Source organism: Paenibacillus herberti, from assembly GCF_002233675.1.
Taxonomy (GTDB): Bacteria; Bacillota; Bacilli; order Paenibacillales; family Paenibacillaceae; genus Paenibacillus_O; species Paenibacillus_O herberti.
In genome coordinates, this window is record NZ_NMUQ01000001.1 from 2168023 (window position 1) to 2181445 (window position 13423).

At 51.0% G+C, this 13423-nt stretch carries 10 protein-coding genes; 4 read left to right on the forward strand and 6 right to left on the reverse strand.

Annotated features, from left to right (window positions below; all coding sequences use genetic code 11):
* Positions 1-21 precede the first annotated feature (21 nt).
* Positions 22-363 (forward strand): ArsR/SmtB family transcription factor, encoded by a 342-nt coding sequence (locus tag CGZ75_RS10015; protein WP_089524036.1) that lies wholly within the window; start codon positions 22-24, stop codon positions 361-363.
* Positions 360-1751 carry an aldehyde dehydrogenase gene (locus CGZ75_RS10020; protein ID WP_089524037.1) on the forward strand — a complete coding sequence of 464 codons (1392 nt, stop codon included), beginning with the start codon at positions 360-362 and terminating at the stop codon, positions 1749-1751. Before CGZ75_RS10015 ends, CGZ75_RS10020 begins: the two co-directional genes overlap by 4 nt.
* Before the next feature lie 126 nt (positions 1752-1877).
* Here the strand turns inward: CGZ75_RS10020 and CGZ75_RS10025 are convergent, their stop codons facing one another.
* Entirely contained in the window at positions 1878-3224 is a 1347-nt protein-coding gene (locus CGZ75_RS10025) for an aminotransferase-like domain-containing protein (protein WP_089524038.1), read from the reverse strand.
* 190 nt (positions 3225-3414) lie between these two features.
* Between CGZ75_RS10025 and CGZ75_RS10030 the strand changes: the two genes are divergently transcribed.
* Both CGZ75_RS10030 and CGZ75_RS10035 read left to right on the forward strand, forming a co-directional pair.
* Positions 3415-4398, forward strand: a complete 984-nt coding sequence (locus CGZ75_RS10030; protein WP_089524039.1) for a DMT family transporter — start codon at positions 3415-3417, stop codon at positions 4396-4398.
* Positions 4398-5198: an arylamine N-acetyltransferase family protein gene (locus CGZ75_RS10035; RefSeq protein ID WP_245850765.1), complete on the forward strand. Its 801-nt coding sequence runs from the start codon at positions 4398-4400 to the stop codon at positions 5196-5198. Before CGZ75_RS10030 ends, CGZ75_RS10035 begins: the two co-directional genes overlap by 1 nt.
* 16 nt (positions 5199-5214) lie before the next feature.
* Here the strand turns inward: CGZ75_RS10035 and CGZ75_RS10040 are convergent, their stop codons facing one another.
* From CGZ75_RS10040 to CGZ75_RS10060, 5 genes are all read right to left on the reverse strand, one after another.
* Entirely contained in the window at positions 5215-6129 is a 915-nt protein-coding gene (locus tag CGZ75_RS10040; protein ID WP_089524040.1) for an NAD(P)-dependent alcohol dehydrogenase, read from the reverse strand.
* 81 nt (positions 6130-6210) lie between these two features.
* A complete protein-coding gene (locus CGZ75_RS10045; protein WP_089524041.1) occupies positions 6211-8934 on the reverse strand; it encodes a winged helix-turn-helix domain-containing protein in 2724 nt (907 codons plus the stop codon).
* Positions 8935-9093: 159 nt separating this feature from the next.
* Positions 9094-10473 carry an ABC transporter substrate-binding protein gene (locus CGZ75_RS10050; RefSeq protein WP_089524042.1) on the reverse strand — a complete coding sequence of 460 codons (1380 nt, stop codon included), beginning with the start codon at positions 10471-10473 and terminating at the stop codon, positions 9094-9096.
* Positions 10474-10654: 181 nt separating this feature from the next.
* Positions 10655-12007: an ABC transporter substrate-binding protein gene (locus CGZ75_RS10055; RefSeq protein WP_176444751.1), complete on the reverse strand. Its 1353-nt coding sequence runs from the start codon at positions 12005-12007 to the stop codon at positions 10655-10657.
* Positions 12008-12041: 34 nt separating this feature from the next.
* Positions 12042-13418, reverse strand: coding sequence for an ABC transporter permease (locus CGZ75_RS10060; protein WP_089524044.1), 1377 nt, complete (start codon positions 13416-13418; stop codon positions 12042-12044).
* Positions 13419-13423: the final 5 nt, after the last annotated feature.

Genomic DNA, 13423 nt, shown 5'->3' on the forward strand with positions numbered 1-13423 from the left:
ATCCAGCAAAGGAGAATCCCCATGGGCAAGCTCGCGATGAAGCTGTTTCGGGAATGCCTGCCGGTATTCCAGACCCTCTCCGATCCGCATCGTCAGGATATTGTCCTGCTGCTCCATGAGAACGGTGCTATGCCGGTCAATGAGCTGACCGCCCGGCTCAGCATCAGCCGTCCCGCCGTATCTCATCATCTCAAGCTGCTGCTTCAGGGGGGATTCATCACTTGTGAGCAGCGTGGCAAGATGAGGTACTATTCCCTCAGCCTTGAGGAGCCTGTCGCTCTTTTGAGGGAGCTGTTATCCGTAGTTGAGGCAGAATGTCCCCCCCAATCGGATTCAATTTCACCTATGGAGGCCAAGAGATGAACCCGCTTACCCATGCCGATGTCGACACGATGCTTGCAGAGCATCGAAGCTATTTTGAAAGTGGCAGCACCCGCTCCATCGACTTCCGCATCACTCAGCTGAACCGGCTGGGCGACGCCATCCGCAAATATGAACAGCCTCTGCTCGAGGCGGTGTACAAGGATTTGCACAAAGCTCCGGCTGAAGCCTATATGTCCGAAATTGGTCTTACGATGGGCAGCATCAAGGAAATGGCCAAAAAACTGCGCCGCTGGGCTAAGCCTGAACGGGTTCGCTCATCCCTCTTCCATCTTCCGGCCAAAAGCCGTATTTACCGTGAGCCATATGGCACGGTGCTTATTATCGGCCCGTTTAATTATCCGTTTCATCTGCTCGTTGAACCGCTCGTCGGTGCAATCGCCGCCGGTAATTGCGCGGTGCTGAAGCCTTCTGAGAACACGCCTCATGTGTCCGCCGTTGTGCGGGATATGATTGAGGATACGTTTGAGCCTAGTTATATTCGAGTTGTTGAAGGTGAAAAGGAAACCGTCACGGCGCTAATCGAGTCCAACTTTGATTATATTTTCTTCACTGGCAGCGTACCGGTTGGGCGCATCGTCATGGCGGCCGCGGCCAAAAATCTCGTTCCAGTCACGCTGGAGCTGGGCGGAAAAAGTCCGGCTATCGTTGAACGCTCGGCTGATCTGAAAATTACCGCGCAAAGAATGATCTGGGGCAAGCTCATCAATGCCGGGCAAACTTGCATCGCGCCAGATTACGTGCTCGTGGAGAAAAGTGTCAAGCAAGAGCTGATCCGCCACCTCGGTGAGGCGATAACCGCTTTTTACGGTACAGACCCCTCCAAGGCCGAGTTCGGGCGGATCGTCAACGAGCGTCAATTCGATCGTCTGGCTGACATCCTTCTTCGTGACCAAGAGCAAATCGTTTTCGGCGGCAAAAGAGATCGCGAGGGGCTGTACATCGAGCCGACGCTGCTGGATTCTGACTTCCATTCCTCGGCATCGATGGAAGATGAATTGTTTGGTCCACTATTGCCAATTATCGGGGTGGACAATATCGATGAGGCGATTAAGCTGGTGAATAGCCGGCCGAAGCCGCTGGCGCTCTATTTGTTCACAGATAATGGGGATGTCACGGATAAAGTGCTGGAGAGCTGCTCCTTCGGCGGCGGCTCCGTCAATGACACCTTATCCCATCTCGTCAATACGAATCTGCCTTTTGGCGGCGTTGGTAATTCCGGCATCGGCGCCTACCACGGCCGCCACAGCTACGAGCTGTTCTCCCATCGCAAAAGTGTCGTGCTTCGCACTTTCAAGCTCAGCAACAGCTTCATGTTCCCTCCTTACGGACCGGAGAAGTTGAAGCTTATCAAGCGCTTCCTCGGTTAGCCAAAAAGCCTGAGGCGTCCCGGATCCAGCTCCGGCGCTTCAGGCTTTTTTTCTTTCCGGATGCCAGCTCCAGCGCATCGAGCTTCTTTTGGCCCGACTCGAGCGTCGGTCAGGCAAGCTCCCCCCTCACAAGTGGTTTGCCTTAACTGCTGCTTCAACGATCGCTCGAACTCCGTTCTGAATTTGCGACGAATTGGCACGGGAAATGCTGAGCCTAAGGAATTTATCCCGTTCAAGCCAGCTCCGCAGGTAAAAGTCCTTGCCCGAGCGGGCTTCGATTCCACTAGCCTCAAGCCGTGCTGTCAGCCTCTCCAGGTTAACGGTTTGCGGAAGCCCCAGAGCGATGTAAATTCCAGAGCCGCTGCTGGAATGCTGCAATACTCCAGAAGCATGATGCTCCAACACGGCCTCGTTCATTTCCTTCATCCTTGCTGCGTAGCGGCTTCCAATGCGAAGTTTATGGCGATCGTACATGCCGCTGCGAAAAAAGATATCAAGCGCCGCTTGCGACAGCAGCGAGGTCACCGAATAGCGCTGGCGCTCCTCGAACCAATCAACCAGATGTTCGGGGAAAGCCGCGAGTCCAAGCCGCAGACCCGGAAAAATGGCTTTGGAAAAGCTTTTCAAATAAATGACCCGGGAGCGGTCGCAGGCATGAATCGGCTTGAAGCTGCGCTCTTCGCCCAGATCGGCCATGTAGTCATCCTCCACAACATAAACATCATGCTTGGCCGCCAGCTTGGCGACAGCGCGCTTCTGCCCCCCACTCAGCGATGTTCCGAGCGGATTATGGTACCGGGACATCGTATAAAATAGTTTGATATCTCCCTCCTTGAACTGCCTCTCTAGCTCTTCCATGTCTAATCCTGCCCCATCACGCCGCACACCAACAACAGGAATACCCTCAGCTTCCAAATATCTTAAGTAGATATCGAACGACGGCTGTTCCACGAGCACAGTCGATTTGCCGTTTGGAAAAGGCATACGAGCTAACAGATCAAGCGTCGGCTGCACACCTGCTGTCACAAAAATCTGGTCCGGACCGACGTAAACCTGGTCTGAAGCAAGATGAGAAGCCAATGTCCGCCGCAGCGTATCTAGCCCCTTGGTGCTGCCGTATTGAAACAGCCCATGTCTGTAGGTGTCGATCGCTTTATTCAGACAATGCTGAAAATCCCGGTATGGAAATAGCTCTGAATCCGGCAGCACCGAGGCAAAGTCGATCGTTCCTCCAGCCGTGGAGCTTTCATGTGAACCATCGCTAGTCCTGCCCACTGCATAATATCCGCTCTGAGGAATCGAATAAATCAGATGCCGCTTCTCAAGCTCCGAATAGGCGCGCAACACCGTACTGATGCTGCATTCATGCTGCTCCGCCGCACTACGCACGGAGGGCAGTTTTTGCCCGGGGCGGACCAGTCCGTTAGCCAACCTTTGTTCCCATTCGGCTAAAATTTCCCCATATTTGCTCATGAGCCTCACCCCGCATCAGTAAGCTATTGTTGTAGTCAGATTCCGCCACGGAATCAGGAATCCATACCTCAACTGTACCGATACAGTAAGCTGAAATCAAGCTTTTCGTCATTCCCTTTCTCCCTTATTCTAGAAAAAACAACCCGTTCATCATACAGATGAGTCAGGGTAACTGAAAGTAGGGATCACCATGAAGGATGCTGCACCGATTCGGCTGGCTTACGCCTCAACCATTGTCAACGCGCTGCTTGTGGGCTTCTCCTTCCTGTTCGCCAAAATGGCTCTGCTGCATGCCTCGCCAATGGATACACTCGCATTCCGCTTCGCCGCCTCGTTCGGCTTGTTATGCATTCCGGCTGCGCTTGGCTGGCTCCGCTTGAACTATAGGGGTAAGCCGGTCGGCAAGCTCCTGCTGTTGACAACATCCTATCCACTCGGCTTTTTCATTTTTCAAACCTTCGGGTTGCAGCAGTCCACCTCAGCTGATGCCGGCGTTCTGTTTGCTCTCGGACCGATTGTGACGGCTGTTCTGGCGTCCCTCATGCTGAAAGAAACCACTACGCTCCTGCAAAAACTGTCTATCCTTCTGTCTGTTGCCGGAGTTGTGTACATTTTTATGATGAAGGAAGGCAGGGTCAGCTTCTCCAGTTCAACAGGTATACTGTTGCTTCTCGTATCCGTCCTCGCCATTGCCTTTTTCAGCGTGCTGACACGCTCACTGCTGCGCAGCTTCACCACAACCGAAATTCTGTTCCTCCTGCAAGGTATAGGATTCGTATTTTTCATGGGTTGGTCCTTGCTTCGCCACATGGCGGCTGGCACGCTGCCGCAATTTACGGCGCCGCTCGCAAGCGGCTCCTTCGTCATCGATATCCTCTATCTCGGGGTGCTGTCCTCATTGGTCACCTCGCTGACTTCGGTCTATGCCTTATCTAAAATTAAAGCCTCCGTCGTCAGCGTCTTCTCGAATCTTGCTACCGTCGTCTCTGTTGCTGCTGGCACATTCGTGCTCGGAGAACCGGTGACCGACGCTTCGCTGCTAGGCTCTGCGCTTGTTATCGCCGGAGCTGCAGGCGTTGCTCTGCTTGGCCGAACATCGGCTTCGGCAACAACTGCTGTGAAAGCAACCACCGCTGGACCACATTCTGCATTAACTAAAGGAGCTGAAAGCTAATGAATATATTTACAATGAATACAACAACTCATTCGCTAAACTCGCTTTTCCGGAAACGAATCGGCTGGGACGATATGAGTGCATTGACCTTTGAACATCTTGGCCCTTTGCTCGAGGCTACAGCGCTGGCATTCCCTTTTGAGAATCTGCGCATAATTGCACGGTCAAGCGAGCCGCTTACGACGGAAAATCTCATTGATAAACTGCTGAAGCGCGGAGAAGGCGGGTTATGTTATGAGCTCAATTCGATGCTGTACTTTTTCCTTGCCGAAAATGGCTTTGACGTCCTTATGACAAGGGGGATTGTCTACAATCATCAAACAGGCCGTTATCCGCCTGCAGGCAGGACGCATATCGCCGTTCTTTTAATACATGAAGGAAATCAGTATATTGTGGACACAGGCTTTGGCATAAATCTTGCGCTTCGCCCTGTGCCTCTGACAGGAGAAGAAGTCTCCTCCTGGAACGGCGAATTCCGGCTTCGCCGCGAACAGACTGACTATGGCGACTTCGTATATGAGAAAAAGCTGGCGGGCAGAGATCAGGACTGGCTACTCGGTTATGCCTTTGACTCCACGTTGAAGCTGACAACCCTGGATGAGCCCCGCGAGGTACAGCAGATCATCGAGCAACATCCAGAATCTCCTTTTAATAAGGAGCCGCTTGCAACAAGGCTTACCCGCACCGGAACCATGACGCTAACCCGACAATCATTCACTCAGTGGACCGATGGGCAAATGGAGAAGACTCCGCTGAATGAGACGGAATACAGGGAACGTTTAAGTTTGTTCGGGCTTTAATCCCGAAATTCAGTGCTTATTTCTTCACAGTGATGATTACATTTCCTTTTTTATGTCCTGCGTCTACGTACCTGTGAGCCTCGCGAACTTGTTCCAATGAATAACGATTATCGATAACCGCATTGATCTCTCCCGCTTCTATTAGCTCCTTAAGAAAAATCAAATCCTGCGCGGTCGTTGTTACGATTCCTTGCCCTTCAACCGAGACGAAGGAACCATTCGGAGCCAATGCTTTCTGGCATTTGGCTTTTGTGGTCTTTCCGACGGCATCAAAAATAAGATCGTAACGCATCTTCTGATCCGTAAAATCTTCTGTTGTGTAGTCAATAACCTGATCCGCTCCCAGAGATTTCACCAATTCAGCATTCGCAGCACTGCATACCCCGGTAACTTCAGCACCGTAATACTTGGCCAGCTGCACCGCTAACGTTCCTACCGACCCGGAAGCTCCATATATAAGCACTTTATGTCCGTGGCGAACCTTTCCTTTCCGTAGAAAATACAGGGCTGTCGTCCCGCCAAAAGGAATGGCTGCCGCTTCCTCATACGTCATATTCATCGGCTTCAAGGCCAATGCCGAGTCCTCAGGCAGACAGCTGTACTCGGCATGAGCGCCAAAACGCATGCCATTCAAGGCAAAAACGGAATCACCTTTTTTGAAGCGCTTTACGTCCTTGCCGACTGCCTCCACCTCTCCCGCCAATTCCGTGCCTAGAATGGGATTCCGTGGTTTTCTGATGCCTAGAAACAATCGCATAGGAATCCAGTATAAAAAAGGACTTCTACAACCGCGAACTCTGCAGTCTCCTGTACTGACGGTTGTTGCATGAACCTTCACCAGCACTTCATTGTTTTTCGGCGTTGGTTTTTCGACCTCTTTCAGCTGCAGAACATCCGGTGAGCCGTATTTCGTACATATGATTGCTTTCATGAGTTTCCTCCAGCCTCAGTTTGCAATCAGTATAACTTTCATGAGCTCCCTTTCTACAGCTACTAAAGTATGGTTTAACCTTCACAACAGGCCATATTTGCGGGCGCGCGCCACCGCTTCGGTTCGCCGTTTGACCTGCAACTTTTCAAAAATAACCCGATTATGCCCTTTTACCGTAGTCAACGCAATGAACAACTGCTCGCTGATTTCAAGGTTGGAAAGCCCTTGGGCGATGAGCCGCAGCACTTCCAGCTCCCGCCCGCTTAACGGCTCCAGCAGCAGCTCATCAACATGAGTCGACTGTGCCTCCAACCAGCTCTCGCCCTGCTGCCGAGTCAGTTGCTTCTCCGTTCTGCTCTCGCTCTGCTGCTGAGTCGGCTGCGCTCCCAATCGGTCCTCGCTCTGCTGCTCCGCATCAAATACACCTAGCAGCTCCTCGATATAATCCGACTGCATTCCGCCAGCTGCGGCTTCTTGCAGCAGCTGGCGCATCGGAGCGCCTTCATCGACAAAAAGACGTTTATAACCGCCAGGCTCACCCAACATCAGCGAAGCTCGGAGCGCTTTCAACGCCTTCGGCTTATCGCCCAGCACATACAACACAACGGCCAGCGCCACGTTGACCTTGAGAAGCTCATCCTGCAATTCCTTTGCTTCTAATTCGCTTCTCAATGCCACTAGAATTTCCGCCGCTGCGAAATGATCTCCCGCCGCAACATAAACACAAGCCTCGCTTAGCCGAAGCTCATGCTCGCTAGCGAGAATGGCAGCCGCAACAAGATCGCCATGCTGCAGCAGCACCCTAATTTTTACACTTGCAATAGCAGGCAATTGATGAGCAAAATGATGTCGGTGTGCAGAATTCTCCGCTTTCGCTACAAGGGCTGCCGCATCGATGATCTTCCCCTTAGCGAGCTTCAATCTTGCCAGCAGCAGCTCCGCCGCTACGACGCGGTCGGTGTGCTCCAGCTGACGAGCCAACTGGATACTCATCCCAGCATGCTGCATAGCGGTATCCAAGTCGTTCCATTCATAGTGAATCCGCGCCAAGCCAAAATAGGCTTCACACGCAGCCGGTAGCGGCGGAGTTCCTGCCAGCTCCAGTACCGAGCGGTATGTATCCGCCGCTTCAAAAGGCTGATTATCCCCTTCTTGTAATTGTCCTAAGCCAAGCATAGCCATAACAGAGATTACAGCATGTCCGATCCTCTGACTGCTGGAAAGCGCTTCGGCATAGGCTCTGCCGGCTTCCACCCGATCTCCCTGAAGCTGATGAGCATATCCCATCGTCCAAGTTGTCGCCGTGCGAACAGGCAGGTTGTCGGGGGATAGATAGTGCAAGGCACGACGAGACTCAGTCAGAATCGTTGAGGCTTGATGTCTGCTAACGGCCAGCGTTGCTCGTATAGAAGCACAATGCCCAATCAGATCTCTGCCCTTCGCGTCCTGCATGCTGCTCTGCAAAACGCGCTCGGCAGCTTGCAACTTTGATTCAACACCCGATAGGCCGCCCGTCATGAGCAATGCGGAAGCATGCATCACCCATAAAACAGGTCTGCGGTCCAGCTCTACTTTGGAAAGTGACTCCAACCACTTTACAACGGGGGTTATTTCGCCGCGAAAGGGCAAAAACAGGCCCTCGCCTTCCGCCAAGCGGGCAGCGCGTTCTATATCCTCGGCAAGGACCGCGTGATGAAACGCTTCTACTTCCAGCCCGTTTTTTTCGTACCATTGACTGGCAAGGATGTGGAGTTCAGCTATTTCTCGACCGCCTTCCCCCATTCTGGCCTGCAGCCGTTGTCGCAGCATTTCCGCAAAAAGATGATGATAACGATACCAGCGCCGCTCATTATCTAGCGGAACCAGAAATAAATTGGCGCGTTCCAGCTCCTCCAGCATTGCTTGCCCTGACGTAGGAAAAGCCCCTTGCTGATCCTGAACGATCGCTTCACATAACGATCCGCATATCCGATCGAGAATCGATGTACGCAGCAAAAAAGTCTGAACAAACTCGGATTGCTGCTTCAATACCTCTTCAAGCAAATAATCGGCGAGGTAGGGATGACTTCCGGTAAAAGATTGCATATACCCAGAAACGCCCGTTTGCCCTTGCATGGAGAGCGCAGCTAGCTGCAAAGCAGCAACCCAACCTTCTGTACGAAGCTGTAGCAGAGTAATATCTTCCGCTGCAACGGATTCCAAACCCATCGCTTCCCTGAAAAAAACGGTCGTCTCGTCATTCGTGAATCGCAAATGCTCCACACCAAGCTCATTCAATAGATTTCCTGCACGCAGCCGAGCAAGCGGAAATCCCGGCTTCTCTCGGGTGGCAATGATCAGATGCATCTGCGCCGGCATATGCGTCAACAAAAAAACGATCACGGCATCAATCTCTTCGGAATCAATCCGATGGTAATCGTCAAGGACAAGCAAAAATTTATGCGGGACTTCAGCAAGCTTTTGCATCATAAGGGACATGATCGGCTCAATTGGCAGCGGTTGACCAGCTTGAAGCGCCCCTATACTCAGTTCCACAGGAATCGATTGAAACGCTGCACACATATAAGAGAGGAAACGCGCAGGTTCATTATCCCTTTCGTCAAGCGACAGCCATGCGCTCGGAAGTCCGTAATCGGCGACCCATCCGCTTACAAGCGTTGTTTTACCAAAACCCGCAGGAGCTGTAATCAGTGTCAATTTGCCATCCAGTCCCTCGCTCAGTCTCTGGAACAGCTGAGGACGAGAAATTGTTTTTGGCCGCACCGTAGGAATATATAACTTCGTTGGTATTAGAGGGACGGACATATAGATGACCACCATTCTGCGCTGTCCATGACAGCTTATAGTGAACTATGTTATACAGTTTGACAGATCGACCATCGTTCCCTTCCCCGCATTATCCACACACAAAAAAACTCAACCCGGCTTAATAAAGCAGCACGGATTGAGCAGGTATAAGTTCGATTATTCCTCCAAATACAGAGTAACTTTATTTTGAATGGATTTAGCGGCATCCTCAGCCGACTTCTGGCCTTCAAAAAACGGCGCCGTTTCCTCCTTTATAATGGTTTCAATTTTAGGATCAATGGTGCCGGAGCGTTTTAGATCCGCTAAAAGCCCTTTTGTCATCTCAACATCCTCAGCAGTCGGTTTGAACGCGCCTTCCGTCTGCTCCAACGCTTTGACTTGCCCGTCTACCGCTTTTTTATTGATTGGCAGTCCGCCTAGCTCCCGTGACGACTGCATTTCTTCCGAAAGCAAGAACTGCAGGAACTTCCAAGCAGCCTCTTTCTTTTCGGACTTATTATTAATGGAAAGCAGAATAGTTGGCTTAAAAGAATTTCCCTCGGCCGAGCCACTTTTGGGCGGGGAAAAGATTTGCGATTGATCAAACATCATTTGTCCTAGCGAAACCGAAGAAATATCCATAAAGGCAGAAGAGATAAAGGCTTCCTTACGGCTCAATTTCTCGCCGATTTTCACAGCCTTAGATACGCCTCCTGTCATCTCGGGCTCCTGGAATATTTTCTGGTCATAGAATGATTTGATTTGGTTCAGCAGGTCAATAAACGCCTTGTCTTCAAAACTTGCTTTTTTGTCGCTCAAATTAATGAACTTCTCCGCTTCGGCGCTAACGCGGTCGAGCAGAAGCATATCCACAGGCATCCACTGCACGACAGGGTCTCCGCCCGCCTTCGCAAGCTCGCCCATCTTTTCCCCGAACTGATCCCATGTCCAAGCTTTTGGATCCAGGTTCATCCCCTCAATCCGCTCTTTATTGCCGAACCAAAGACCGGTGGAGACGCCAGGCGTGATTGTGTACAGCTTATCCTTATATTTCAGACTGTCGAACACATTTATGTAATAATCCTCTGCGTTAAGCTTCCTCATATAGTCCGTCAAGTCGGCCAACAGGCCTTTATCCGCATATTTGCTATAGGCCAGTGTATCCACCGCGATAATATCGGAGGCGTTTCCGTTCATTAGCTCCGCGTTAACGGTTGTTACATGCTTCTCAATGGCGGCAGGGTCGTAGCCGCCGCGAATGGACATTCTACCCGTACCATCCTGAGGGACGATATGCGACTCTTTAATTTGAATGTCAATGTCCAGATTTGCCGCCTCGAACTTCTCTTCGGCCTGCTGCAAGAAACGGTTCGTTGAGACGACCGACATCGTGATGGCCTGTTTCCCTCCGGAACCGGGGTCAGACGTGTTTTTTTGTTCATTGGCAGCCGTGTTCCCTCCGGTGGATCCTACGCTGGATGAACATGCCGAAAGCGCAAGAAGCGCTGCACTTGAACCTACGAATATACCTCTTTTGCTCCAAGTTTTTACGTTCATATATGCCCCATCCTTTCATTCTTTAACTGAAATTCAATTGAGTCCCTGGAGCTATTCTAGCGAATGATTACGGTATAAAGATGAAAGCATTGTGGGAAATTGTGGTGATGCATGATCCGCGCCAAAATGGAAAAAACCGGATCGCGAACAATTGTCCACAGCCGGCTTTCTCCTATAAGAACTATTCTTCCATGTATAGAGTCACTTTGTTTTGCAGAGACTTGACAACGTCCTCGGCAGATTTTTCACCTTTAAAGAACAACGCCGTTTCTTCCTTCACAATATCGTTGATCTTAGGCTCGATACCGCCAAAACGCTGCATCTTCGGCACAATTTCTTTAGCTTTTTCGGCTAGTTCCGGCGTTAACGGGTTTTCTCCCGCCTTTGTCATAGCGTCGATTTGGGATTCCGCCGCTTTTTTGTTGACAGGCAGCCCTCCGAGATCCGGCGCGGTCTGCATTTCCTCCGACAGGAGGAATTGGAGGAAATCCCAGGCTCCATCTTTATTTTTCGACTTTTCGTTCATCGCGAGCAGCATGCCGGCTGTAAACGAGCTTCCCTTGCTGCCATCCTCGGTAGGTGGAACAAACAGTTCCGGCTTTTCAAACACCATCTGACCGAAGTTAAGCGAATCAAACCGCTGAAGCTTCAAATTAATAAAAGCTTCTTTCATTTTCATGCTTTCGCCCATTTTGATCGCTTTGCCCACGCCTCCAGCTGTCTGCTGGGGCTCCTGGATAATCTTGTTGTCAAAATAAGCTTTAATTTCATTCAACAAAGCGATGAATTCAGGAGTGTCGAAGCCGGCTTTCTTTTCATTCCAATTAATATACTGTTCCAGGTTTTCCCCGATTCGATCGCTAAGCAGCATCTCCGGCGGAGTGTACCCCATGATAGGATCACCGCCTTTTTTGGCAAGCTCGCCCAGCTTTTCGGAAAATTGCGCCCAGGTCCATGAATTCGGATCAAGCTTTAAGTCCTTGATGCGATCCGTATTGCCAAACCATTGGTTCGTCACTACGTTTGGAGCAATGGCATAAAGGCCGTCCTTGTATTTGAGCGCATCGAAAATATTCATGTAGTAGTCTTCTTCATTAAAACCTTTTTCTTTATTCATATAGGCCTGCAGATTGGCGAGCAGCTTTTTATCCGCATATTTGGCATAGGCTAGCGTGTCCACCATAATGAGGTCAGAGGCGTTCCCGTTCATCAGCTCCGCGTTTACTGTTGCCACATGTTTCTCAACCGCTACCGGATCGTATCCGAACGCGTACATCGTCATCGATCCCGCTTGTTGTTGCGGAGGAACGTAGGACTGTTTCAGCTCGATTTTAACGCCTGGATTAGCGGCTTCATACTTCTCTTTCGCAAGCTCCAGAAAACGGTTGGATGTGACGACCGACACGGTAATGACTTTTGAACCCGATTCGTTTCCGCCGGAGTTCTGCTCTCCGCTTGTGCCATTGTTCGAGGAACCGGAAGCCGGTGTGTTTGCACCGGAGCTGCAAGCCGACAAAGCAATTAAACTCGCCATAAAACATAGGGCCAATCCTTTTTTTCTATTCGCTTTAATGTTCAAAATAATCATCCTTTCGATTCGGTTGTGGATAAGCCGCTGCGAACAAGCAAAATCCGAATAGCGTGATCCACAAACTAGGAGAAATAAACTGCGGCAGTCCGACAAGCAATAGCGCCAAACCAAGCGCCAAATAACACACGGCGATACAGTAGAACAAACGGATAAAGCGGTCCCTCAGCGGTAGCGCAATCATGCGCCATTCGCGAATTCCGAGCAGGAATAAGGGCAGACCGAGCAGCAGACCAGACGTTGTAACGATCGGAATATAAGAATTAAGCCTGTTCTCCATCAATTGATAGGGAAGAATTTGCGAGAAGAAAGGTGGCTGCTCCTGCCAATGCTGGAACAACTTCTGTCTGAAAAAGCTTAAATCGATCCATCGGTCAGGAATAAATTCAGCCGGGATAAAAGGTGAGAACCGGGCGAGCAGCACCAGACCGCCTGTGCTGACCCCAATTGCAATGAATGCCAGTACTTGCTTCAGCATATACGGCCTTTCCCGTTTCATTACTTCGTCGGAATCCCCGACCTGCAGCGCTGACTTCATCCGGCTGTATGTGCTGCCGGCTACCCTGCGCATCCACATCAAGCCCAGCACAAGGACGATTAAACCCATAAGTGCCGGAAGCAGGCGGGGCAGCTGCTGGATCAGCCGGAAGCTTTTTTCGCCTATGGCGACCTTATACTCATTCATAGGCAGCTTAAGATTCCTCAGCGTTGTATTTACTTCCAACTCACCGATTAACAGCGCATCCCCGGACGCCTCGAGCAGAATCGTTCCTACCCGCGATTCCGGGCTTAAAGCGGTAAACATGCTTGATGGCAGGAGAGCCTCCGGTTTAACGCCTTTGGTCATCCATTCCATCAAGCTGTCCTCGGAACGATAAATGCCGATGATCCGAAGCTTCGTGTTCTGAATGGATATTTCTTTGCCTAGCACATCCGTTGATCCGAACAGGTATTCGGCCAGCCTGTCGCTTATGACAACGACCTGATCCCTTCTTTCCATGGAACCTTCCGAAATCATGCTGCCTCTGTCCAGCAAAATGGACGTAAAATCGGTGAAATTTCCCCCGATCCCAGCAGCCTCGACCTCCATTTGCCGATTGCCAGCCTTTAAGGAAAGTTTGCCTTTCATGGAATAGGCGGCGCTTCCTTTCCAGGCCTCAATCAACTTGTTTGCTTCTTTGTCGGTAAATCCGGCAGTCCCGCTTGGGCCGGGGACGGAACCCGCTTTAAGAGAAAATCGTTCGGAGCCGACCGTTCCGCCCGACTGCTGCCATGCCATGACGGCGGCTTCGGAAAACACGCTGCTGAAGCTCATCAGCAGCATGCCGATGGCCACCAGAAAGGTAGCTAAGCGCATTGTCC